Source organism: Leifsonia sp. 2MCAF36 (assembly GCF_052115525.1).
GTDB lineage: Bacteria > Actinomycetota > Actinomycetes > Actinomycetales > Microbacteriaceae > Leifsonia.
Genome location: NZ_JBFRGV010000007.1, coordinates 143,187 through 166,222 on the forward strand (window position 1 = coordinate 143,187; position 23,036 = coordinate 166,222).

Below are 23,036 nucleotides of genomic sequence, written 5' to 3' on the forward strand. Positions count from 1 at the left end.
GCATCCAACGGTGGATGAACGACGCGGCCGCGGCGGTCGCCTGCTCAGCCCCAGAGAGTCAGCTTCTCCGGATTGCGGACCATGCGGATGCCGGAGACGACACCGTCTCGCACGCTGAGAGTGATCACACCGGTCACCTGGCCGTCGTCCACCATCACGAAGCCGAGCCCGTCGCCGGTCTGCCGGGGCAGCACCGCGACGTCCGGATACTTGGCCGCAAGGCCGAGGAGGAAGCGAGCGACACTGTCCGCGCCCAGCACCGGTCGGCGTGCGGCGCTCACGACGCCGCCGCCGTCCGAGGTGAGCTCGACGTCCGGGTCGAGCACGGCTACCAGCGCACTCAGGTCGCCGCCCGCCGCGGCCTCCGCGAACGCGCGCACCACCCGGTCGTGCTCGGCACGGGGGACGTCGCGCTCGCGCCCCTCCCGCACCCGCCGGCGGGCGGACGCGGCCAGCTGACGACAGGCGGCGGGCGAACGGCCGACCGTCTCGGCGATCTCATCGAAGGGCAGGCCGAAGACGTCGTGGAGCACGAAGGCGACCCGCTCAGCCGGCGTCATCGACTCCAGCACGAGCAGGAGCGCCGTGCTGACCGAGTCGTCGAGGGTGACCCGGTCGAGCGGGTCCGCGGGGCGCTCTGTGGCAAATGTGTCCGACGGAACCGGTTCGGGCAGCCAGGGGCCCACGTACCGCTCCCGGCGGACGCGCGCGGAGCCGAGCACATCCAGGCACACACGGCCCGCAACCCGGGTCAGCCAACCGGCGGGGTTGGCGATGGCGTCGCGCTCCGTCGGGGTGAGCCGGTACCACCGCGCGTACGTCTCCTGAACCGCGTCCTCCGCCTCCGCGACCGTGCCGAGCATCCGGTACGCCAGCGACAGAAGGTGGCGGCGCTCCGCCACCACGGCCTGGTCCACTTCCATCGAGTCATCCATCACACCCATTAAGACGAATCAGGGGCAGCGAATGCGAGCCCCACCTCACATTTCGGGACGCTGTGTCGTCGGATGGGCATGGACAACACACCTCTGCGGCGCACCCTGCTCGGGCTCGGCGTAGCACTCGGCGCTTTCGTGGGCGGCTGGGCGTTCTTCGCCCCGGACGCCTTCTACAGCTCCTTCCCCGGTTTCGGCGTGCACTGGATCGACGTCGACGGCCCCTTCAACGAGCACCTGATCCGCGACGTCGGCGCCCTGTACCTCGGACTCGGCGCCGCCAGTCTCGCAGCGGCACTCTCACGGTCCGCCCAGCCCGGAAGAATCGTCGGGCTCGCCTGGGCGGTGTTCGGCGTGCTGCACTTCGGCTACCACGCATCACACCTGGAGGGCTCGGTCGGGGACCGCGTCGGCACGCTGGTCTCCCTGGGGCTGAGCGCGCTGCTGGGACTGGCGCTGCTGCTGCCGTCTCGCGCACGAATGCGTCAGGATCCGATGCACGCGGCGCCGACACCCGTGGCGGAGCGGTCGGGGGTCGTGCGATGAGGGTGGCGGTGGCAGGAGGCACCGGCGTCGTCGGCCGGCACGCCGTCACGGCGCTCGCCGCTGCCGGGCACGAGCCGGTCGTGCTGAGTCGCAAAACCGGGGTCGACCTCGAACGGGGCGACGGCGTTGCGGCTGCGCTGCACGGTTGCGCGGCGGTCATCGACGTGACGTCGGTGCAGACGGTGGGAGCGAAGCGGTCGAAGGCGTTCTTCGGCGACGTCACACGCACGCTTCTGGCCGCCGAGCGGGAAGCGGGTGTCGGACACCACGTGGCCCTGTCGATCGTCGGTGCCGCGGAGGCCCCCTCGGCCTACTACGCGGGCAAGGCGCTGCAAGAGCGGCTGGTGCAGGAGTCCGAGACGGGATGGACGTTGCTGCGGGCCACGCAGTTCCACGAATTCGCGGCGCAGCTGGCCGCTCGCGGCGGCAGGGGACGGCTTCGCGTCGTCCCGACCATGACCTCGCAGCCGGTCGCGGCCGCGGAGGTCGGCGCAGCGCTCGCGGAGATCGCCGTCGGCGCGCCGCGCGGGATCGAGCGCGATCTGGCGGGGCCGCAGGTCGAGGACATGCCGTCACTCGTCCGGCGCTACCTTGCGGCCCATGGTGAGCGCGCCCGCGTGCTGGCGATTCCGCTCCCCGGCCCGTGGGGCAAGGCTCTTCGCGACGGGACGCTGCTCGGCGGTCCGCAGGCCCGCCTCGGTGTTCAGACGTTCGACGAGTGGCTCACCGCGACGATGTCCTGACCGATTCCGCTCGCCGGCAGGGATTCCGTGGACGCACGGTTTCTCCGCTGGGCCGCTGGACCGTAGCGTTGCGGCATCCCGACATCGGAGGTCCCGTGAGCACTGCCCGCACCGCCCCGAACCCGTACGGCTGGGTGCGTCACCTGATGCCGCGCATCGTCGTCGGCGCGCTGATCGCCGCCGCCCTGGTCGGCGTCTACGCCGTCGTCCTCGGGCGCTTCGACGAGACCTGCTGGCGGCTCATCGGCACGATCGGCCTGTTCGTGTTCTTCGCACTGGTGTCCTGGTACGACGCTGACGTCTCCGCCCGGCGCGCCGCCTGGTTCGGTGCGGTCAGCGTGATCACGTCGGTGTACCTGTTCGGCATCGGCCTCTGGAAGGTCTGGATGCCGGTCTACCAGCCGGTCGACGGGGGCTACGGCGCGTCCGACCCCTGGTGGCAGCCGGCCTCGTGGTTCCTGCTCGTGCTCGTCACGCGTGTCGGTCTGTTGCACATCCACCTCGTGCTGAACACGCAACGGCGGTTCACCGGTCCGATCATGAGCAAGGTGACCGTGGCGACCCTGGTGCTCGTCGGGCTGCTCACCGGGGGACTGTCGCTCCCGCTGATCTGGACGCACGTCGACTTCGGTGAGACGTACTGGCGCATGGTCGCAGTGGTGGCGATCCTGGATGCGCTCGGCACCGTGCTGATCCCGCTCACGTACTCGCTGTTCGGGCCCACCGCGGCGCATCCGCCGGCGGCCGTGGGGATGACGTTCGCACCGGCTCCGGCGCCGGCGCCGACGCCCACGTTCACGCCCACGCCGGCGTTCGCGCCGGCGCCGCCGTTCGGCCCTCCGGCCGCCCCAACACCGGGCACCGCATCCGCACCCTCCGGCTGCCCCGTCGCACCCGCCGCCGCTCCGGCCTCCGCCTACCCGCGGCTCGACGCCGGCAACGGGCTCCGCCTGGAGTGGCCGCGTTACATCAACGGCCAGCCGCTCCCCGCGCGTCCGGACGGCTCCCCCGACTTCACGGGCGTCGCCGGCTACTGACCGGCCGCTTCGGACCGAGCGTCGGATCGAGCCTCAGATCGAGACAGGGAGGCTGTAGACCGTCCCGCGGTCGTCTCCGCGCACCTGCCGGTGCAGGTCCTCCATCGTGACGTCGAGCTGGCTCGCAGTAGCGGCCGCCGCCGTCAGGTCGCGCAGCAGGCCCTGCGGGACCTCGCCGTCGTACTTGTAGTAGATCTTGTGCTCGAGGCTGGCCCAGAAGTCCATGGCGACCGTGCGCAGCTGGATCTCGACCGGCACGAGCACCGGGCCCTCGCTGAGGAAGACGGGCACCTCGACGATGACGTGCAGGCTCTTGTAGCCGTTCGGCTTCGGGTGGGCGATGTAGTCCTTCACCCGCAGCGTGCGCACGTCCTCCTGCGCGGTGAGCAGGTCGAAGACCCGGTAGACGTCGGAGACGAAGCTGCACACGATCCGGATGCCGGCGATGTCGTGGATGGCATCCCGGATGGCGTCGAAGCTGGGCTCGCAGTTCTTGCGGATCACCTTCTGCTCGATGCTCTCCGGCGACTTGAGGCGGCTGGAGATGTGCTCGATCGGGTTGTAGTCGTGCAGTTCGGCGAACTCTTCGCGCAGGATGCTGACCTTCGTCGAGATCTCGTCGATGCCGAACTTGTACGGCATGATGAACCGCGCGAAGTCGTCCCGGAACGCCTGGACCTCGCTCAGCGTCGCGGGGTCGATGCTCTGCAGGGCCTCGATCGCGCGCGTCGAGAGAAGCGGTGCGGCGGCGGGATCCGTGTCCATGTCGTCGACGCTATCGACGGTGCTTGTGCGGTCGGTGTGAATCGGGGGAGTCCCAAGAAGCTCGTCGTGTGCTTGCCTGACCGCAACGGAAGGGGGCGCCATGACGGATGCGGGCTCTGCGCCGACGCGGTTCAACGGGCGTCTGGCGATTCTGCTGGCGATGGCGATGTTCGTCCTGGTCGTGGACACCTCACTGATGAACGTCTCGATCTCAGCGGTCGTCCACGACCTCCATACGACGGTCAGTGGGGTGCAGAGCGCGATCGCGCTCGAAGCGCTGGTCTCTGCGGCCTTCATCCTGATCGGCGGCAAGACCGGCGACCTGATCGGGCGGAAGCTCGCCTACATCCTCGGGTTGCTCGGGTACGCCGTCGGCGCGATCGCCATGACGCTGGCGCAGAACCTGGCGGCGATCATCCTGTTCTGGGCGGTGATCGGCGGGATCGGCGCCTCGCTGCTGCTTCCGTCCATGCAGTCCCTGATCCACGGAAACTTCGAGGGCGCGCAGCAGAAGCGCGTCTACGCGCTGGTGGGGGCGTCAGCGGCGATCGCGGCGGCGGTCGGGCCGCTGCTCGGCGGCTTCATCACGACCTTCCTGTCGTGGCGGGTCGGCTTCCTGCTGGAAGCCGTCATCATCGCCGTCGTGCTGGCCGGGATCGGCCTGGTGAAGGATGTCCCGTACACCGGCGACCGGTCGATCGACCTCGTCGGCGCCTTCTTCTCGGTGGTCGGGATGGGCGGCATCGTCACCGGCATCCTGGTCTGGCAGGAGGGCGGCGAGCGGGTGCTGCTGATCATCCTGGTCGGCGTCGCCGGCCTGCTCTCGCTGATCATCTGGCTGCGGTCCCGCTCGCGGCGCTCGAAGCCGACGCTGCTCGATCCACGGCTGTTCCGGTCGAGGCTGTTCCAGTCCGGGGTGTCCGGGCAGCTGCTGCAGCAGATCGCGCTGGGCGGCACGATGATCGCCCTGCCGATCTACCTGCAGATGGTGCTCGAGTACAACGCCCTGTGGTCCGGGCTTTCGATCGCGCCGCTGTCGCTGAGCATGTTCGTCGTCGCGCTGCTCGCCGGCCGTGGGCTGAAGCGCAGGCCGGCGACGCTCATCCTCTGGGGCTTCGTGCTCGTGGTCGTCGGGATCGCGGCGATCATTCCGCTGGTGCCGATCGCCACCTCGGGCTGGTACTTGACGCTGCCGCTCATCATCGCCGGCTGCGGGCTCGGGCTGCTGGTCTCGCAGCTGAACAACTACACGCTGTCGCCGGTGTCGGATGAGCGGGTGAGCGAGGCGGCGGGCGTGAACTCCGCCGCCGGGTCATTCGGGCTCTCCTTCGGGCTGGCCTTCGCCGGCGCGATCATGCTGGCGACGCTGGCGGCGACGTTCACCGCCAAGACGGACGCCAGCACCGTCTTGCCGCCCGACGACAAGCAGCAGATCTCCCACGTGCTGGAGAGCGATGCCGAGGTCATGTCCAACACCAAGCTCACCGAACTGCTCGCGACCGAGCCGCCCGAAGTGCGGGCGGAAGTCGTCCGCATCAACACCGAGTCGCGGCCGATCTCCCTGCAGGTCGCCCTTCTGGTGCCGCTGCTGGCCGGGCTCCTCGGCGTCGCCAACGCCTTCCGGATGCGCCGCCTCCCGGACCCGGCGCCCAACGCTGCGGCCGAGGGGTCGCTCGCCGGCTGATCCGGAATACTGGGAACTCTCCTAAAGTTGAGTCATGTGTACTCAAGTTTGGCCGTCGCCGTCTTGACACCATCCCGATGGGATGACAGTGTTGAGCCGTCGAGGCTCAAGTCTTGACCGCAGACTTTCACGGCCACAAGCCAGCAACAAAGGAGAGAAGCACATATGTCACGTGCAGTAGGAATCGACCTCGGAACCACGAACTCCGTCGTCTCGGTGCTCGAGGGCGGCGAGCCCACGGTCATCGCGAACGCGGAAGGCTTCCGCACCACCCCGTCGGTGGTCGCCTTCACCAAGGACGGCGAGGTCCTCGTCGGCGAGACCGCCAAGCGCCAGGCGGTGACCAACGTCGACCGCACCATCTCGTCGGTCAAGCGCCACATGGGCACCACCTGGAACACCGACGTCGACGGCAAGAAGTACACCGCCCAGGAGATCTCGGCGCGCATCCTGCAGAAGCTGAAGCGCGACGCCGAGCAGTACCTCGGCGACACCGTCACCGACGCGGTCATCACCGTGCCGGCGTACTTCAACGACGCCGAGCGCCAGGCCACCAAGGAGGCCGGTGAGATCGCGGGCCTCAACGTGCTGCGCATCATCAACGAGCCCACCGCCGCCGCGCTCGCGTACGGCCTCGACAAGGGCAAGGAGGACGAGCTCATCCTCGTCTTCGACCTCGGTGGCGGTACCTTCGACGTCTCCCTGCTCGAGGTGGGAAAGGACGACGACTTCTCGACCATCCAGGTCCGCTCGACCGCCGGCGACAACCGCCTCGGCGGCGACGACTGGGACCAGCGGATCGTCGACTGGCTGATCAAGCGCTTCAAGGACAGCACCGGCGTCGACGTCTCCAAGGACAAGATCGCCCTCCAGCGCCTCAAGGAGGCTGCGGAGCAGGCCAAGAAGGAGCTGTCGTCGAGCATGTCGACCAGCATCCAGCTGCCCTACCTCTCGCTCACCGAGAACGGTCCGGCCAACCTCGACGAGTCGCTCACCCGCGCCCAGTTCGAGCAGATGACCAGCGACCTCCTCGACCGCACCAAGAAGCCGTTCCAGGACGTCATCCGTGAGGCCGGCATCAAGGTCGGCGACATCGCGCACGTCGTGCTCGTCGGTGGTTCGACCCGTATGCCGGCCGTCTCCGAGCTCGTGAAGCAGGAGACCGGCGGCAAGGAGCCCAACAAGGGCGTGAACCCGGACGAGGTCGTCGCCGTCGGCGCCGCCCTGCAGGCCGGTGTCCTGAAGGGCGAGCGCAAGGACGTCCTCCTCATCGACGTCACCCCGCTGTCCCTCGGCATCGAGACCAAGGGCGGGATCATGACCAAGCTCATCGAGCGCAACACGGCCATCCCCACCAAGCGCAGCGAGACCTTCACCACGGCCGACGACAACCAGCCGTCCGTCGCGATCCAGGTGTTCCAGGGCGAGCGCGAGTTCACCCGCGACAACAAGCCGCTCGGCACCTTCGAGCTGACCGGTATCGCCCCGGCCCCCCGCGGCATCCCGCAGATCGAGGTCACCTTCGACATCGACGCCAACGGCATCGTGCACGTGTCCGCCAAGGACAAGGGCACCGGCAAGGAGCAGTCGATGACGATCACCGGCGGGTCCAGCCTGCCGAAGGACGACATCGAGCGCATGGTGCGCGAGGCCGAGGAGCACGCGGCCGAGGACAAGAAGCGCCGTGAGTCCGCCGAGACCCGCAATCAGGCCGAGCAGCTCGTCTACTCGATCGAGAAGCTGATCAAGGACAACGAGGACAAGCTCCCGGAGGACGTCAAGAACGAGGTCCAGGGCGACGTGGACGGCGTCAAGGCCGCCCTCGCCGGTGACGACGACGACGCGGTGAAGACCGCTTTCGACAAGCTCAACGCGAGCCAGGGCAAGCTGGGCGAGGCGATCTACTCGTCAGCTCAGGCTCCCGAGGCGCCGTCCGAGCCTGCCGAGGGTCAGCAGGCGGGCGAGACGTCCTCCGACGACGAGGACGTCATCGACGCCGAGGTCGTCGACGACGAGGAGAAGAAGTAACGATGTCGGACCAGAACGGCGGCTCGGAGGAGCCGGAACGCGAGGAGCCGATCATCCACGACAAGCGGAAGATCGACCCTGAGACCGGGAAGGTCCGGCAGCCCGACGGCGGCAAGCAGGGCGACGACGGCGAGCACGACCTCTCCCACGAGGAACTCGTCGACGTCGGCCCGGCCGACGAGAAGGAGGAGGGCGACATCCTGAGCGATGACGACCTCGACATCCTGTCCGGCCAGACGACCGCAGAGGAACTCGCCGCCGAGCGCCTCGCCGACCTCCAGCGGGTGACCGCGGAGTACGCGAACTACCGCAAGCGCACGGAGGCCAACCGCGAGATCGAGCGCGAGCGGGCAGTGGGGGATGCCGTCAAGGGCCTCATCCCCGTGCTCGACGACCTCGAGCGGGCGGAGAAGCACGGCGACCTGGGCGAGGGCAGCGCGTTCTCGACCATCGCCGCGAAACTCCGCACGGCGGTCGAGCGTCTCGGCCTCGTCCCCTACGGCGAGAAGGGCGAGCCCTTCGACCCGCAGATCCATGAGGCGATCTTCCAGCAGCCCACACCGGGCGTGACGGCGGACACCGTCGCCGAGGTCGTGGAGACCGGCTACCGGCTGGGCTCCACCACTGTGCGGGTGGCGAAGGTCGTCGTCGCGGTGCCGGCCTGACCCGGCAGCAGCGCACGGCGGAGCGGCGGGACATCGGTCCCGCCGCTCCGGTCGCGGTGCACGTGCAAAACATGCAGACTTCATCCACCACCGTCAACGACGTGAGAGGAGGCGCCCGTGGCTAGCCAGGACTGGTTCGACAAGGACTTCTACAAGGTGCTCGGCGTCTCCAAGGACGTCAGCGAGGCCGACCTCAAGAAGACGTACCGCAAGCTTGCGCGCAAGTACCACCCCGACTCGAACCCGGGCGACGCCGCCGCAGAGGCGAAGTTCAAGGAGATCAGCGAGGCCTACTCGGTGCTCAATGACCCCGAGGAGCGCAAGGAGTACGACCAGATCCGCGCGATGGGGACCGGCGCACGGTTCACCGCGCCCGGCTCGGGCGGTCAGGGCGGTTTCGACGACGTCTTCGGCGGGATGTTCGGCCAGGGCGGCCAGCAGCAGAGTCAGTACTTCACTAACGGAGGGGCCTTCCAGCAGGGAGGCGGCGGCTTCGACGACGTCTTCGGCGGACTCTTCGGCAATGGCCGGTTCGGCACCACGACGGGAGGCTACCGCGGCTACGGCGGACCGACCCGCGGTCGTGACGTGACCGCCCACACCACCATCGACTTCGTGACCGCCACTCGCGGTGAGACCATCACGCTGCAGGCGGCCGACGGCAAACCGATCAAGGTGAAGATCCCCGCAGGGGTCGCCGACGGCCAGAAGATCAAGCTGCGCGGCAAGGGCCAGCCGAGTCCCGACGGCGGCGAAGCCGGCGACATCGTCCTCACCGTGGCCGTGCGCAAGCACCCCGTGTTCGAGCGGGACGGCCTGAACCTGCGCGTCAACGTGCCGGTGACCTTTGCGGAGGCAGCGCTCGGCGCGACCATCGAGGTGCCCACGCTCGGCGGCGACCCGGTCAAGCTGCGCGTCGCCCCCGGCACCCCGAGCGGACGCGTGCTGCGCGTGAAGGGTCGCGGCGTCGAGACCGGCAAAGGCACCGGCGACCTGCTCGCGGTCGTCCAGGTGGCGGTCCCGTCGCACCTCTCCGCCGAGGCGAAGGATGCGCTGGAGGCGTTCGCCGCCAAGCTGCCCGACGAGAACCCGCGGGACGACATCCTGGCCAAGGCCCGGAGCTGACGATGGACGAGAACAGCCAGGTCTTCGTGATCTCGATCGCGGCGGAGCTCGCGGGCATGCACCCGCAGACGCTCCGCCAGTACGACCGGCTCGGACTCGTCAGCCCCAACCGAACCGCCGGCAAGTCACGCCGCTACTCGATGCGCGACGTCGCCAAGCTTCAGGAGATCGCCCGCCTCGGTTCCGAGGGCGTGAGCCTGGAGGGCATCCGCCGCATCCTGGAACTCGAAGACCAGGTGGGCGAGCTCCGCGGCCGGGTGCGCGAGCTGGAGTCGGCGCTCGCCGACGAACTCCTCAACAGGCCGGGCCGCCGCGTCTTCGCGGCCGGCTCGGAGGGCGAGGTCGTCTCGATGCGTGCGGGCACCCGCATCCGCCGCAGCAACCAGCTCGTCGTCTGGCGCCCGCTCGAGCGCTGACCGCGCCGCGGCCCGCGTCCCCGCGTCCCGCGCGCCGCGCTCCGCGCGTCCCGCGCTCGGTCACCTCGCGCGGCGCCGGGGGTCCTGCATCCCTCCGATTGCGACATCATGTCACCACTCGTCGCGAATAGGAGCGCCTACTCACGACTAGAACCACGAAGTGCTCGCAGTCGCGCACCGACACGGCGTGTCGGCGACGACTACGAGCACCTCGCCGTCCCGCATCCCTCCGATTGCGACATCATGTCACCACCCGTCGCGAATAGGAGCGCCCACTCACGACTCGACGACGCGAAGTGCTCGCAGTTGCGCACCGACACGGCATGTCGTCCACGACTACGAGCACCTCGCGAGGGATGCGACCCTCGCGACGGGGTCGCGGTGGGTCAGCGCTCCGACGGGAGCGATTTCGTCCCCTCGATCCGGACCGCCTGCGGGGCCCGCGGGTCGAGGCCGAGCTGGCTGAGGATGGTCGGCGCGATCTGCGTCGTCTCGACCGGTGCGCCGATCCGCTTCGCGCGGCGCGCATCCGGCGTCGCGACGACGATCGGCACATCACGGTCGTCCGCCGAGGCGCCACCGTGCTCGGCGATCTTCGACGTCCCGCCGGTGTACACCACGCCGGTCTGTGCGATGCCCAGGATGTCCGGGATGCGCGAGTCCGACGCCGACGTCCCGAAGTACTTCGCGACCGCGGCCCCCGCGTAGATGTCGGTCAAGCCGGAGGACCCGACGGTGATCGGAGCCGTGCTGTAGGTCGTGCCGGATCCGGTGTGCGTCGCCAGGTAGTTCTTGGCGAAGTCCGCGGCCGCCTGCGTGTGCTGGCTCAGCCACAGCTGCATGATGTCGTCATCGGTCGAGAAGGCGACGAGCGCGCCGGAACCCGGATGGGCGGCCGTCCACGCTGCGTTCAGGCCGTCGATGATCGGGCCGTCGTCGATGCGCTTCAGCGCGGCGGGGTCGGTGGGCGACTGTCCGTGCTTCGCCGACAGGATGATCGTCGTGTCCCGGTCGTGTCCGGTCTTCTTCAGCTCGGCAGTGAACTTCGCGAGCGAGGTGTCGACGAAGCCGAGGGCCTTGGCCAGCAGCGGGCCGGGCGTCTTCCCATCGGCGAGGTACCCGCCGGTCAGGCCGTCGGACGTCGGGAGCTTCTGCGCGGTCGACACCGACTGGAAGTTCATCCCGAAGATCGCCGGAACCGGCTCAGCGTTCGCGCCGGAGTGGTCCTTGCCGTCGATCTCGTTGAGCACCGCCGTGACCTTGTAGCCGTCGTACTGCTGCGTTGCGGCGTTGTCCTTGGTCCAGTCCCCGCTGAACTGCGCACCGGCGATGCTGTTGATCTCGGGCGTGAAGAGGTCGTCGATGCCAGCGCCCGACGGGCCGTTCAGGATCTCGTAGGCCGGGTGCTTGTCGCTCCACGCCGTCCGCATGCCGGCCTGCTTGGCGACCTCGAACACCGTGTTCACCTTCAGATACTGGTGCGGGTACACCGGCTTGCAGGTGGCGGGATCGACCGGCAGGGCCGCCGGGTTCAGGAGGCTCGCGGGCGCGCCGGTCATCGAGAGGATGCTCGATGGGAGGCCCGAGAGCCCCTGGCCGGCGTCGATGCTGTCCTGGTTCTTGTCGGCTGCCTCGGTGAAGGCCACCTCGGCGCCGGGCTTCGCGGCCGCGCAGTCGGTGGTACCCGCGGGGAGCAGCGCCCGGTTGTAGGTGTCGTCGTAGTAGACGCCGGTCGTGCCGGGGTTGCCTCCGGTGACCTGAGCGACCATCCCCGGGAACGAGTCGGAGGGGACGGGCGTGACGGCGTTGGTGTAGTCCGTCCCGCGGTTCGCCAGGGCCGCCATCGCCGACTTCGGGTTGGCGCGGACGTACGCGTCCACGTCCTTCTGGTGCAGACCGTCGACCGAGAGGAGGAGGACGTGCTTGGCCGTCGCGCCGTGCCCGCCCTCCCTGTCGCCTTCGTCGGCGAGGGAGGGTGCGGCGACGACGCCGGCGAGGAGGGCGCCGCCGGCGAGCGCGGCGCCGACGACGAGGACGCGGGAACCGGCCGTCCGTCTGGTGGAGAGCATCAGCATTCCTTTCGAGGGGGTCCACCCCCGACCGGGGGTGCGTCAACCCGGCTCGATCCTGATGGCCCTGCGCTGCCACCGCGATGCGCGCGCCGAACTGCTCGACCAAGGTTCACGCGGCATTCACCGCGCGGGGGACAGCTCCAAGCCGGCTCTCAGCCAGCGAGGTCCGATGCTGTGGGCGCGTTCAGGTGCGCCCGCTCAGCGACGACGCTCAGCGACGACGCTCAGCGACGACGCTCAGCGACGACGCTCAGCGACGACGCTCAGCGACGACGCTCAGCGACGACGCTCAGCGACGATGCCCATCCACGACGCTCAGAGCGACGAGACGCCCTGGCCGACGTAGAGCGTGTTCTGGATGCTGTGCGCCTCGCCCTCCGCGATCTCGCGGTCGATGCCCGCGCGGACGTCGCGCATCAGCTTGTGCAGCTCGGCGTGCTTCCCCGGCAGCCGCGCGTGGCGGGTGCTCTCCCAGAGGTTCGACACCGGCAGCGTCTCGCCGGCCTCGACCGCCAGCGTCCACTCCTCCGTCGTCGCCACCGCGGCGAACTCCGACTGCATGGTGACGAGCACGCTGCGGTGGAGCGCGTCCGCCGAGATCGCGCCGGCCTCGTTGACGAGGTCGAGCGTCCCGGTCGCGTCGGAGAGGAACTCGACCGTGAACCCGAGCTCGGCCGCATCCCGTGCCGTCCCCGCGCAGCAGTGCTGCGTCATGTACCCGGCGATCGTGACCGTGTCCACACCCTCGTCCCGCAGCCACGACTCGAGGTTCGTGCCCGGGAAGGCCGAGACGCTCCCCTTGGTCACAACGTGCGCGGGCGTCCGGTCGGCGATCGACGGGTGCAGCGCCGCACCCTCCGAGCCGCGCGCGAAGACGGGTGCGCCCTCCTCTTCGATGTGCTGCACCACGACGACCGGGACTTCGTGGTCGTCGGCCGCATCCCATGCCACCTCGATGTTCGGGATGGAGGTCGTCAGGTCCGGGAAGCAGATCTGCAGGTTGCCGGTGACGTACTCGTTCTGCAGGTCGATCACGATCAGCGCGCGCTTCATGCGTGCACTCTAGCGCCCGCGGCACGGCCGCTGGTCTAGGCTCTATCTCGGTCGGACCGCCCACAAGGCGAACCGCCCGTCCTGCGATGAAGCACACCGACTCCCACGAGGAAGCGACGATGAGAGCCCTGTTCAAGAGCGAGGCCGCACCGGGTCTCGAACTGGTCGACGTCCCAGAGCCCGAGATGGGCCCAGAGGATGTCCGGATCCGCGTTCTGCGCACCGGCATCTGCGGCACCGACCTGCACATCCTGCGCTGGGATGACTGGGCGGCGTCGGCCGTGAAGGCCCCGCTCGTCCCCGGCCATGAGTTCTTCGGCGAGGTCGTCGAGGTCGGGCCGCTGGTTCACGACGTCGAGGTCGGCGACCTGGTCTCGGGCGAGGGGCACATCGTCTGCGGCACCTGCCGCAACTGCCGCGCGGGCCGCCGCCAGATGTGCATCCGCACCCGGGGTGTCGGCGTGCAGCGCGACGGCGCGTTCGCCGAGCAGCTCGTCCTTCCGGCCACGAACGTCTGGGTCCATCACAGCGCGATCGAGCCGGAGGTCGGCGCGCTGTTCGACCCGCTCGGCAACGCCGTCCACACCGCCCTCGCTTTTCCCGTCGTCGGTGAGGATGTGCTGGTCACCGGATGCGGCCCGATCGGCCTGATGGCGATCGCCGTCGCCCGTCACGTCGGCGCGCGCTTCATCGTTGGCACCGACGTGAGCGCGCAGCGCCTGGAGCTGGCGAAGGGGATGGGCGCCGACTTCACCGTCGACGTCTCGCAGCACGACATCCACGAGGCGCAGAGGGCACTCGGGATGCGCGAGGGCTTCGACGTCGGCTTCGAGATGAGCGGCGCACCGACGGCGCTGCCGTCGATGATCGAGAACATGAACCACGGCGGCCGCATCGCGATGCTCGGCCTTCCGTCGCAGCCCATCGCCGTGGACTGGGGCATCGTCGTCACGCACATGCTGACGCTGAAAGGCATCTACGGCCGGGAGATGTTCGAGACGTGGAACGCCATGGGCGCGATGCTGCAGACCTCGGCCACCCTGCACGACGCGATCGCGTCGATCGTGTCCGACCGCTTCCCCGCGCGCGACTGGGAGAGAGGCTTCGCGGCCGCGGCCGCTGCGGGCGGGGGCAAGGTCATCCTCGATTGGACGGAGGTCTGAACGTGTACGGGAGTTTCCGCGAACACATCGCCACGCAGCTGCAGGAGATCGACGAGGCCGGGCTCACCAAGCGGGAACGCAGCATCCACGGCCCGCAGTCGGCGCTGATCACCGCAGACGGGCAGCAGGTGCTGAACTTCTGCGCCAACAACTACCTGGGGCTGGCGGACCACCCGGCCCTGCGCGACGCCGCGAAGTCGGCGCTCGACGTCTGGGGCTACGGGATGGCCAGCGTGCGCTTCATCTGCGGCACCCAGGAGCAGCACCTCGAGCTGGAGCGCCGCGTGTCGGGGTTCCTCGGCACAGAGGCGACCATCCTCTTCTCCTCATGCTTCGACGCCAACGGGGGCGTGTTCGAGACGCTGTTCGCGGCCGAGGACGCCATCATCTCCGACGAACTGAACCACGCCTCGATCATCGACGGCATCCGCCTCTCGAAGGCGCAGCGCTTCCGCTACAAGAACCGCGACATGGCCGACCTGCGCGCACAGCTGCAAGCGGCACGGGATGCGGGCGCCCGGTTCACGGTGATCGTCACCGACGGCGTGTTCTCGATGGACGGCTACATCGCCCCCCTGGCGGAGATCTGCGACCTGGCCGACGAGTTCGGCGCACTGGTCTTCGTCGACGACTCGCACGCTGTCGGCTTCGTGGGCGAGCACGGTCGGGGGACACCTGAGTTCTGCGGCGTCTCCGACCGGGTCGACATCTACACAGGGACGTTCGGCAAGGCGCTCGGCGGAGCCTCCGGCGGCTACGTCTCCAGCCGCCGCGAGATCGTGGACCTCCTGCGGCAGCGCGCGCGTCCGTACCTCTTCTCGAACACCCTCGCGCCGTCCATCGTCGCCGGGACGCTTGCCGCGCTGGACCTGCTGGAGCAGTCCGACCACCTGCGCGCGCAGCTGATCGCCAACGCCGAGCTGTTCCGCCGGCTGATGACCGAGGCGGGCTTCGACCTGCTGCCGGGAGCGCATCCCATCGTCCCGGTGATGTTCGGGGATGCGGCGCTCACCGGCCGCATCGCCGACGAGATGCAGCGCCAGGGCGTCTACGTCACCGCGTTCTCGTACCCCGTCGTGCCGAAGGGCCGCGCGCGCATCCGCGTGCAGCTGTCCGCGGCGCACACGGAGGAGGAAATCCGCCGCTGTGTGGACGCCTTCGTCGCGTCCCGCGCGACCGTCGCGCGCTGACCCCGCCCCCTCACCACCCCGAGGGCGCAGATTTGCCCCACATGTGCGTTTTCCGGCGCTCTTTCGGCACACTTGGGGCAAATCTCGGCACAAGCCGGGGCAGGGAGGCGGGGAGGCGGAGAGGCGGTCAGTCGTCGAGGGTGGGGCGGGTGCGCCGCAGCGTGGCGCCGCGGCGGGCGAAGAACAGGCTCAGCGCGATGACGAGGAACACGGCCAGCGCGGACAGGTCGACGATCGCGACCGTCCCGCCGACCGCGGCCGCCTGCGTCAGCCCGCAGGCGCGGGACGCCTGGTCGGGCACGCACAGGAAGCGCTCGCCCGCCCCGGTCGCATCCGTGGGGAGCCAGGATGCGATCAGCTGGTTGTAGCCCGTGGCCAAGCCTTTCGTCAGCGTCGGACTCGAGTGCCCCGCCCCGGGCACCGGCCAGTACGTGACCTTCCACCCGGCGTTCTCGGCCGCCGTCGCCGTGTCCTCGACCTGCTTCCGGAACGTCGGGTCCGCGGCGCCGGAGATGAAGATGCCGACCGTCTTCTGCGGGTAGTCGCGCGAGGCCAGGACGTTCACCGGCCACGTCTTCTCGTACGCCACCTGGTCGCCGCCGAAGTACTGATCGCGGGTGAACACGGGACGATGCTCGCCGGGCTTGTCCGGTCCGGAGATGTCGATGACCGCGCCCCACGTCTGCGGGAACGCGGCCCCCAGGTATGCCGCGCATTCGCCGCCGTGGGAGAACCCGGCGATGACCCGCTGCGAGCGGTCGTGCGACGCCGGGAGGTTCGCGTCGATCCAGGCGGGGACGTCCTGCGACAGGTACGTGGCCAGCTTGCTGCCGGGCACGTCCGCGCACGGCGGGTTCTTGTCCAACGCGCCGAGCTGGTCCACGACGAGCACGAAGGGCGCCTGGTTGAGCCGGTCGTCACCGAGGCTGTGCAGGGCGTCGAGCGTGGCTCCGAGGGTCGGGCTGCCGGGCTGGCCCATCATCATCTCGACGACCGGCCGGGTGGAGGAGGGGTCGCGCAGCCAGCCCGGGGGCACGAACAGGTGCGCGTCGCGGGCCGCGAAGTCGGAGGCGGTCGGCGGGATGCGGACCGCCAGCTGGTATCCGTCGGCCAGCGTCTTCTCGGTGACCGGGATGGCGCGGCCCGCCACCACGGGCTGGGAGAAGGCAGGCGTCGCCGCGACGGCGATGACGCCGACGGTGAGGGCCGCAGCGGCTGCGGCCAGCCCGACGCGCACGGCCTTCCGATCGGCGGACTGCACGAGGTCGCCGATCGCGAGCGGCAGGATCGTCGCGGCGAGGAGGAGGTCGAACCACCCCATCCCGACCAGGTCCGGCCGTGGGAGGAGCAGTACGCCGACCACGACGAGCACGAGCCCGATCACCTGGCCGGCGACGACGGCGACCACGGTCGCGTTGGCGCGGAACCGCCACGAGCGCCGCACGAACCGGTACGCGGGGTAGGCGCCGACCACGATGAGGGCGGCGGCGAGCCAGGCGAGCGCGGACATTGCGGTCAGTCTATGGCCCGGCCGCCTGAGACCGGCGCGCGCTGAGCGTACGGTGGCGGAGGAAAGGGGCGAGATGATCGTCGACAACGCCGTGTACGTGGACGGGCACCGGACGGAGCCGCCGTCGCTGGAGGAGACGTCCGAGACGGTCCGCGACCGCGGCGGCTTCGCGTGGATCGGCCTGTACCGCCCGACCGCGGACGAGCTCCAGGCCGTGGCGCAGGAGTTCGACCTCCCGTCGCTCGCCGTGGAGGATGCACTCTCCGGCCATCAGCGGTCCAAGATCGAGAAGTACGGCTCCATGCTGTTCGTCGTGCTGCGTCCCGCCGACTATGTGGACGAGACGGAGAAGGTGGAGTTCGGCGAGGTGCACCTCTTCCTCGGCGACGACTTCGTCATCACCGTCCGGCATTTCGAGAGCCCGGACCTGAGCGGCGTGCGCCGTCGGCTGGAGGGCGATGCCGCCCTGCTGGCGCACGGCCCGATCGCGGCGCTGTACGGCATCCTGGACGAGATCGTCGACGAGTACGCGCCGGTGATCGCCGGCCTCGAGGACGACATCGACGAGATCGAGGACCAGCTGTTCTCCGGCGACCGCGGGGTCTCCCGGCGCATCTTCGAGCTGTCGACCGAGGTGATGCACTTCCAGCGGGCCGTCGATCCGCTGCGCGGTGTACTGACCAGCCTCCGTCAGGGCCTGCTCGCGCACGAGGAGGACGAGGCGCTGCGGGATGCGTTCCGCGACATCGAGGACCACGTCATCCGGATCACGGAGCGGGCGGACGGCTTCCGCCAGATCCTGCAGAACGCGCTGACGGTGCACACGACGCTCGTCGGCCAGCAGCAGAACGACGAGGTGAAGAAGATCTCCGGATGGGCGGCGATCCTGTTCACCCCGACCCTCGTCGGAACGATCTACGGCATGAACTTCCGCATCATGCCGGAGCTGCACTGGGCCTGGGGCTATCCGTTCGCGCTGCTGCTCATGCTGGCGATGGGCGTCGGCCTGTACTTCGTCTTCAAGCGCAAGGGGTGGATCTAGCGCGGAGCCGGGATGCCGCCGGTCGCGCCCTCTGGTTGACTGGGGGACGTGTCCTCCGCAGCTCCCGGCTTCCCCTACGAGCGGCTGCGCCGGTGGCCGGACGTCGAGGCGCCGAACCTGTTCGCGTCGGACGCCGCCGACCGGCTGCTGGCCGACCTTGCCGGTGATGCTGTTGTCACTCCGGGGCTCGTCGTCATCGGCGACGCGTACGGCGCGCTCACGCTCGCGGCGGCAGCCCGCGGCGCCCGCGGCATCCGGGTGCACCAGGATGCGCTGACCGGCGAGCGGGCGCTCGATCGCAACGCAGCGGACCTGGACCTGACCGGCAGCTATGAGCACCGGCCGCTGGACGAGTCGCTGCTGCGGGGAGCACGGACCGTTCTCCTCCGGCTGCCGCGCAGCCTGGATGCGCTCGCCGAGATCGCCACCCTGATTGCCGAGCACGCGCACGCCGACGTCGTCGTCCACGCCGGCGGGATGCTGAAGCACATGACGACCGCGATGAACGGCGTGCTCGCGGAGGTCTTCGGGTCGGTGGAGGCGTCGCTGGCTCGGCAGAAGGCGCGCGTGCTGACCGCTCGGGAACCGCATCCCGCCGCCGCCACGATGCTCGACCGCTGGCCCGAGCGGATGCTCGACGCGGACAGTGGGCTGTGGGTGTGCGCACACGGTGCAGCGTTCGCGGGTACGGCGGTCGACATCGGCACGCGCTTCCTGCTCGGGGTGCTCGGCGAGGCGGTGCCGGATGCGCGCACGGCGATCGATCTGGGCTGCGGGACGGGCGTGCTGGCCGCGGCGCTCGCCGTGGCCCGGTCGGCGCTCCGGGTCGTCGCGACCGACCAGTCCGCCGCGGCTGTCGCCTCCGCCGCCGCGACCGCTGCGGCCAATGGTGTCGCCGACCGTGTGACGGTGGTGCGGGATGACGGTCTCGGCTCGCAACCGGACGCCTCGGCAGACCTCGTGGTCCTCAACCCGCCGTTCCACATCGGCGGCGCGGTGCACACCGGCATCGCGCACCGGCTGTTCGCCGACGCCGGCCGGGTGCTGGCCCCCGGCGGCGAGCTCTGGACCGTCTGGAATTCGCACCTCGGTTACCGCTCAGCGCTCGAACGCGCGGTGGGGCCGACCCGTCAGATCGCGCGGAACGCGAAATTCACCGTCACCGTCTCCCGCGCCCGCTGAGCGACTTGTTCCGCCGTGAATGTGCGCACTCGCAACGCTTTCAGGGGCAACTAACGCCTTTTTGCAACCGAATCCGTCGCTATGACCTTGTCCTCAGCGACGGAAGTTGCTAACGTCCCCCTGTCGCACAACGGCGTGGCGCCCCCCAGCCCCGTCGTACCCGCGACCTTCGCAGTCAGGGAGAGCAATGACGCAGACCAGTTCCCGGCCCGATGCCCCGCAAGGCGGCACCGAGCACACCCGGCAGGAGAACCACGCGCTGAAGGCGGACGGCATCAGCGCTGCCGGCTCCATCGTGATGGCCGTCGCGGGCAGCGCGCCGGCCTACTCCATCGCGGCCACGACGGCGACCCTCGTCGGCGTCGCGGCGCTCGGCGCTCCGGCCGCGCTGCTCTGGTGCGGCATCCCGATGCTCGGCATCGCGTGGGCGTTCCTCTACCTCGGACGCCTCGACGTGAACGCGGGAGCTGCATACTCCTGGGTGGCGCGTGCGCTCCACCCCATTCTCGGCTTCCTCTCCGGCTGGGCGCTCGTCATCTCGGCCACGATCTTCATGGTCGCGGGCGCGCTCCCCGCCGGAGCGATGACGGTGACCCTGTTCGCCCCGGATCAGGCCAATAACACCCTCCTGATCACCAGCGTCGGCGCCCTCTGGTTCCTCGTGATGGCGGCGTGCGTGCTGTTCGGTGTGCACGTCACCGCCCGCGCGCAGTGGATCATGTCGGTCATCGAGGTCGGCATTCTGCTCGTCTTCGCAGTCCTGATGATCGTGCGCGCGTCGACGTCGGCACACGCCGGCCCCTCCTTCTCGTGGGACTGGCTGGGCTTCCAGCATCTGACCGGTCAGGGCGTCTTCGTCTCGTCCGCCCTTATCGCCGCCTTCTACTTCTGGGGCTGGGATGTCGCGGCGAACCTCAACGAGGAGACCAAGGATGGCCACAAGAGCGCGGGCTCGGCCGGAATCATCGGCGTGATCATCGTGTTCCTGCTGTTCGAGGTCTTCACCATCGCGACCATGGTCATCCTGCCGGCCAAGACGATCGAGGCGAACAGCGCCAACGTCCTGTCCGTCCTCGGTGAGGCGGTCTGGCCGGGCATCGGCGGCAAGATCCTCGTGATCGCCGTCGCGCTCTCCACCATCGCCACGCTCGAGACCACGCTGATCCAGGTGACCCGGACGCTGTTCTCGATGGGACGCGACAACACCATTCCGAAGATCTTCGGCTCCATCCACCGCCGGTGGCGCACGCCCGCGTTCGCGACCCTGATCGTGGTCGGTGTCTCCCTCATCCTGTTCCTCGGTGCGAACCTGATCGGCAGCAGCGTCCAGGACATCATGAACAACGCCATCCTCTCCATCGGCATCCAGATCGCGTTCTACTACACGCTCGCGGGTCTCGCCGTGGTGGTCGCGTACCGCAAGGTGCTGCTCAAGTCGGTGAAGAACTTCATCCTGATCGGACTGTGGCCCGGGATCGGCGCGCTGTTCATGGGCGTGATGTTCGTGGTCGGTATCTGGCAGAACTTCCAGAACGACGCGATCGTGGTCAACGTGCTTGGGCTCGGACTGATCGTGCTCGGCATCGTCCCGATCGTGATCTTCTACCGGAAGGCCAGCGGTTACTACAAGCGCCGCCCGCTCGAGCTCCCCGACGAGCTCGACGCCGCCGCCCCGCCCAACGTCGACGACCGCGACCCCGCCGCCCGCTGACCCCGCCCCTCCCGCCCCAACCGTCGAGTACACAAAAACTGCACGCTTTCGTTGCTGAAAGCGTGCAGTTTTCGTGTACTCGACGGTGGGGGGAGGGGCGGGAGTCAGGCGGCGGCCAGGGCGGCGCGGGGGCGGACGGCGGACGGCGAGCACAGTGGTCGTGGCGAGGATGCCGCCGGCGACGATCGTCCACCCGGCGGCCAGGAAGACGCCGTCGGGGTGGACGATGGACTGGCCGGCGAGTGCCTGTGCCGTCACCAGGGCGACCACCGCGGCATAGACGGCGGTCGCCACGACGACGAGTCGCGTCCGCACGCGGTCATCCGCGAGTCGCGGCCAGCGAGCGCCCAGCCAGCCGAGAGCGACGGCGAGCAGCGGCAGCAGCTGCAACGCGTGCATCCCGATGAAGTGCGGGATGCGCAGGTCCCCTCCCACGGTGCTCCAGCCGAGCACCGGCAGTCCGGGGCCGCCGTCCGGCAGACCGACCGTGTGCGCGCCGGCGATGCCGCTGAAGCTGCTCAGCTGGGCGGCGGTCGGTCCGGTCATGAGGTAGGCGAGCCCCATCCCGACCAGTGCGATGACCGCACCCGCACGCACGGCGAGGGTGGTCGATGGCGTGCCCAGCCGCAAGAAGAACACGGCGATCGTGGTCAGGAAGGTGCAGACGTAGAGGGTTGTGATGGACACCGCCATGGTCGCCCACACCGCGCTCGCGAAGGGAGTGGACACGTTGAAGTGACTTGTGGTGCCCGCCGCCGCCGCGCCGACGATGAGCACCTGTTCGACGATCAGAGCGACGGCGATGACCGTCCCCGCGAGGTGCGCAGCCCGGCGCCACCGCGGCAGGTGGGCGATCAACCACGCCCAGGTGACGCTGTAGAGCAGGATCGACACGGAGAACTTGAGCGGCTTCACCCACGCGTCGAGTCCGGTGATCTGGCGCGGGTCGACGAGGAGTCCGATGACACAGACGACGGTGCTGAGCACCATGAGGGCGGCCACCGTCATGAGCGGACGGTGCCAGGCGAAGACAGTCTTCACGAGCTTCTTCTTTCGTTGGTGACGACGGCCTGGGCGATTCGCCGCAGGCCGAGCGAGAGGGTGTCGCCGAGAACCGTTCCGACGACCATCAACTCGGTCATGCGCGACGGGTCGGGGAGGGTGGCGACGGCGTCGAGGTCCGCCTCCGCGTGGCTGCGCGCGGCCGCCGCATAGCGGTCGAGGTAGTCGTCGGGGAGCGGGAAGCCGGCGTTCGCGAACGCGTCGATGACGCGCGCCGCGATGTCGCGGCCGATGTTGTCGTCGCAGTCCGTCCATCCGGCGCGTGCGGTGAGGGCGTCGACCCGCGCCAGCGCGTCGGCCGACGGTTCGGCGACATCCGGGACCGCGGAGCGGGACAGCGCCTGCTGGGCGATGTCGAAGGTGTGCACGAGCGGTGCGTCCGGATCGTCGAGGGCGACCAGCACGCTCTTCACGGAGGCGATCGAGAGCTTGCCCACCTCGAGCATCGCTCTGATCAGACGCAGCCGCCGCTCGTGCTGATCGCCGTAGAGCGTCCGGTTGCCGCCAACACGCTCCCCGGCGGGCAGCAGCCCCTCACGCACGTAGTACTTGATCGTGGCGGCGGGGGTGCCGGAGCGTTCGGCGAGTTCGGAGATGAGCACGCGCTGATAGTAGCACTACCGGTAGTGCCACTACCAGTGCCGTTCTCGCTAGAAGTCGTCGTCCGGGCGTCGCCGGCTCGACGGCGAGTCCAGCATCGACAGGAAGAACAGCAGCGCCAGGAGGGCGAAGATCGCCAGCCCGCACAGCAGATCACTGAGACTGAACGGGATGAGTTTGCCGTCGATCGAGAGGACGAAGATCGTCTCCATCACGCCGAACGCGACGAAGAACAGGCCGAGCAGCACCCGCGTGGCGATGATGTTGCCGCGCCGGTGGACCTCCACCCGGCGGAACTCGACCATGAGCGTCAGGAGCAGCAGGGGCAGCACCTGCGCCAATGTGGCTGCCGTCGCGCTGTCGATCAGCACCACGCGGAGGTCGGCCGGATCCACCATGAGCGACAGGCTACCGAGAAATCCTCGCCCAATCGGGAATTACGCCTCGCGAAGGAAAGTTGAGCCTAGTAGACTCAAGTTTGCCCACGACGAAATGGGAAGGAACCAC

General features: G+C 69.4%; 20 protein-coding genes. 13 read left to right on the plus strand and 7 right to left on the minus strand.

Annotated features, from left to right (window positions below; translation table 11 throughout):
• Window positions 1–44: 44 nt before the first annotated feature.
• Window positions 45–923: an RNA polymerase sigma factor SigJ gene (gene sigJ, locus AB4079_RS12805; protein ID WP_441787683.1), complete on the minus strand. Its 879-nt coding sequence runs from the start codon at window positions 921–923 to the stop codon at window positions 45–47.
• 90 nt (window positions 924–1,013) lie between these two features.
• Between sigJ and AB4079_RS12810 the strand changes: the two genes are divergently transcribed.
• The 3 genes from AB4079_RS12810 to AB4079_RS12820 all read left to right on the plus strand — a co-directional run bounded on the left by AB4079_RS12810 (window position 1,014) and on the right by AB4079_RS12820 (window position 3,261).
• Complete coding sequence (locus AB4079_RS12810; RefSeq protein ID WP_441787684.1) at window positions 1,014–1,481, plus strand: hypothetical protein; 468 nt, start codon at window positions 1,014–1,016, stop codon at window positions 1,479–1,481.
• An 8-nt stretch (window positions 1,482–1,489) separates the two neighbouring features.
• Window positions 1,490–2,224, plus strand: a complete 735-nt coding sequence (locus AB4079_RS12815; RefSeq protein WP_441787685.1) for an SDR family oxidoreductase — start codon at window positions 1,490–1,492, stop codon at window positions 2,222–2,224.
• A gap of 95 nt (window positions 2,225–2,319) precedes the next feature.
• Window positions 2,320–3,261 (plus strand): hypothetical protein, encoded by a 942-nt coding sequence (locus tag AB4079_RS12820; RefSeq protein ID WP_441787686.1) that lies wholly within the window; start codon window positions 2,320–2,322, stop codon window positions 3,259–3,261.
• Window positions 3,262–3,294: 33 nt separating this feature from the next.
• Here AB4079_RS12820 and AB4079_RS12825 read toward each other — a convergent pair whose 3' ends face one another.
• The gene (locus AB4079_RS12825) at window positions 3,295–4,026 is read right to left on the minus strand and encodes a GTP pyrophosphokinase (RefSeq protein WP_441787687.1); all 732 of its coding nucleotides are present in this window, start codon (window positions 4,024–4,026) and stop codon (window positions 3,295–3,297) included.
• Between the two features lie 100 nt (window positions 4,027–4,126).
• On the opposite strand from AB4079_RS12825, the gene AB4079_RS12830 reads away from it, so the two are divergent.
• The 5 genes from AB4079_RS12830 (at window position 4,127) to AB4079_RS12850 (ending at window position 9,944) form a co-directional block, all read left to right on the plus strand.
• Window positions 4,127–5,710 (plus strand): MFS transporter, encoded by a 1,584-nt coding sequence (locus tag AB4079_RS12830; RefSeq protein WP_441787688.1) that lies wholly within the window; start codon window positions 4,127–4,129, stop codon window positions 5,708–5,710.
• A gap of 165 nt (window positions 5,711–5,875) precedes the next feature.
• Window positions 5,876–7,738: a molecular chaperone DnaK gene (dnaK, locus tag AB4079_RS12835; protein WP_441787689.1), complete on the plus strand. Its 1,863-nt coding sequence runs from the start codon at window positions 5,876–5,878 to the stop codon at window positions 7,736–7,738.
• A 2-nt stretch (window positions 7,739–7,740) separates the two neighbouring features.
• Window positions 7,741–8,403: a nucleotide exchange factor GrpE gene (locus AB4079_RS12840; protein ID WP_441787690.1), complete on the plus strand. Its 663-nt coding sequence runs from the start codon at window positions 7,741–7,743 to the stop codon at window positions 8,401–8,403.
• A gap of 117 nt (window positions 8,404–8,520) precedes the next feature.
• Window positions 8,521–9,528, plus strand: coding sequence for a DnaJ C-terminal domain-containing protein (locus tag AB4079_RS12845; RefSeq protein ID WP_441787691.1), 1,008 nt, complete (start codon window positions 8,521–8,523; stop codon window positions 9,526–9,528).
• A 2-nt stretch (window positions 9,529–9,530) separates the two neighbouring features.
• Complete coding sequence (locus AB4079_RS12850) at window positions 9,531–9,944, plus strand: heat shock protein transcriptional repressor HspR (protein ID WP_441787692.1); 414 nt, start codon at window positions 9,531–9,533, stop codon at window positions 9,942–9,944.
• 386 nt (window positions 9,945–10,330) lie between these two features.
• Here AB4079_RS12850 and AB4079_RS12855 read toward each other — a convergent pair whose 3' ends face one another.
• Window positions 10,331–12,013 carry an alkaline phosphatase family protein gene (locus AB4079_RS12855; RefSeq protein ID WP_441787693.1) on the minus strand — a complete coding sequence of 561 codons (1,683 nt, stop codon included), beginning with the start codon at window positions 12,011–12,013 and terminating at the stop codon, window positions 10,331–10,333.
• A 318-nt stretch (window positions 12,014–12,331) separates the two neighbouring features.
• On the minus strand, window positions 12,332–13,069 hold the full coding sequence (locus AB4079_RS12860) for a cysteine hydrolase family protein (RefSeq protein ID WP_441787694.1): 738 nt from the start codon (window positions 13,067–13,069) through the stop codon (window positions 12,332–12,334).
• 119 nt (window positions 13,070–13,188) lie between these two features.
• Between AB4079_RS12860 and tdh the strand changes: the two genes are divergently transcribed.
• Window positions 13,189–14,232, plus strand: coding sequence for an L-threonine 3-dehydrogenase (gene tdh / locus AB4079_RS12865; protein ID WP_441787695.1), 1,044 nt, complete (start codon window positions 13,189–13,191; stop codon window positions 14,230–14,232).
• A gap of 2 nt (window positions 14,233–14,234) precedes the next feature.
• Window positions 14,235–15,422, plus strand: coding sequence for a glycine C-acetyltransferase (locus AB4079_RS12870; protein WP_441787696.1), 1,188 nt, complete (start codon window positions 14,235–14,237; stop codon window positions 15,420–15,422).
• Window positions 15,423–15,549: 127 nt separating this feature from the next.
• Here AB4079_RS12870 and AB4079_RS12875 read toward each other — a convergent pair whose 3' ends face one another.
• On the minus strand, window positions 15,550–16,932 hold the full coding sequence (locus tag AB4079_RS12875; protein ID WP_441787697.1) for an alpha/beta hydrolase: 1,383 nt from the start codon (window positions 16,930–16,932) through the stop codon (window positions 15,550–15,552).
• A gap of 73 nt (window positions 16,933–17,005) precedes the next feature.
• Between AB4079_RS12875 and corA the strand changes: the two genes are divergently transcribed.
• From corA to AB4079_RS12890, 3 genes are all read left to right on the plus strand, one after another.
• Window positions 17,006–17,974, plus strand: coding sequence for a magnesium/cobalt transporter CorA (corA, locus tag AB4079_RS12880; RefSeq protein ID WP_441787698.1), 969 nt, complete (start codon window positions 17,006–17,008; stop codon window positions 17,972–17,974).
• Window positions 17,975–18,022: 48 nt separating this feature from the next.
• Window positions 18,023–19,156: a class I SAM-dependent methyltransferase gene (locus AB4079_RS12885; protein ID WP_441787699.1), complete on the plus strand. Its 1,134-nt coding sequence runs from the start codon at window positions 18,023–18,025 to the stop codon at window positions 19,154–19,156.
• 187 nt (window positions 19,157–19,343) lie between these two features.
• The gene (locus AB4079_RS12890; RefSeq protein ID WP_441787700.1) at window positions 19,344–20,867 is read left to right on the plus strand and encodes an APC family permease; all 1,524 of its coding nucleotides are present in this window, start codon (window positions 19,344–19,346) and stop codon (window positions 20,865–20,867) included.
• A gap of 1,037 nt (window positions 20,868–21,904) precedes the next feature.
• On the opposite strand, the gene AB4079_RS12895 is transcribed toward AB4079_RS12890, so the two are convergent.
• Together AB4079_RS12895 and AB4079_RS12900 are read right to left on the minus strand one after the other, a co-directional pair.
• Complete coding sequence (locus AB4079_RS12895; protein WP_441787701.1) at window positions 21,905–22,531, minus strand: MerR family transcriptional regulator; 627 nt, start codon at window positions 22,529–22,531, stop codon at window positions 21,905–21,907.
• Between the two features lie 48 nt (window positions 22,532–22,579).
• Complete coding sequence (locus AB4079_RS12900; protein ID WP_441787702.1) at window positions 22,580–22,927, minus strand: hypothetical protein; 348 nt, start codon at window positions 22,925–22,927, stop codon at window positions 22,580–22,582.
• Window positions 22,928–23,036 lie beyond the last annotated feature (109 nt).

Coding starts and splice junctions, on each gene's coding strand:
- AB4079_RS12855 (WP_441787693.1), bottom strand. CDS start 12,013: ATGCTCTCCACCAGACGGACGGCCGGTTCCCGCGTCCTCGTCGTCGGC.
- AB4079_RS12890 (WP_441787700.1), top strand. CDS start 19,344: ATGACGCAGACCAGTTCCCGGCCCGATGCCCCGCAAGGCGGCACCGAG.
- AB4079_RS12900 (WP_441787702.1), bottom strand. CDS start 22,927: ATGGTGGATCCGGCCGACCTCCGCGTGGTGCTGATCGACAGCGCGACG.
- dnaK (WP_441787689.1), top strand. CDS start 5,876: ATGTCACGTGCAGTAGGAATCGACCTCGGAACCACGAACTCCGTCGTC.
- tdh (WP_441787695.1), top strand. CDS start 13,189: ATGAGAGCCCTGTTCAAGAGCGAGGCCGCACCGGGTCTCGAACTGGTC.
- AB4079_RS12860 (WP_441787694.1), bottom strand. CDS start 13,069: ATGAAGCGCGCGCTGATCGTGATCGACCTGCAGAACGAGTACGTCACC.
- AB4079_RS12830 (WP_441787688.1), top strand. CDS start 4,127: ATGACGGATGCGGGCTCTGCGCCGACGCGGTTCAACGGGCGTCTGGCG.
- AB4079_RS12825 (WP_441787687.1), bottom strand. CDS start 4,026: ATGGACACGGATCCCGCCGCCGCACCGCTTCTCTCGACGCGCGCGATC.
- sigJ (WP_441787683.1), bottom strand. CDS start 923: ATGGAAGTGGACCAGGCCGTGGTGGCGGAGCGCCGCCACCTTCTGTCG.
- AB4079_RS12850 (WP_441787692.1), top strand. CDS start 9,531: ATGGACGAGAACAGCCAGGTCTTCGTGATCTCGATCGCGGCGGAGCTC.
- AB4079_RS12840 (WP_441787690.1), top strand. CDS start 7,741: ATGTCGGACCAGAACGGCGGCTCGGAGGAGCCGGAACGCGAGGAGCCG.
- AB4079_RS12875 (WP_441787697.1), bottom strand. CDS start 16,932: ATGTCCGCGCTCGCCTGGCTCGCCGCCGCCCTCATCGTGGTCGGCGCC.
- AB4079_RS12810 (WP_441787684.1), top strand. CDS start 1,014: ATGGACAACACACCTCTGCGGCGCACCCTGCTCGGGCTCGGCGTAGCA.
- corA (WP_441787698.1), top strand. CDS start 17,006: ATGATCGTCGACAACGCCGTGTACGTGGACGGGCACCGGACGGAGCCG.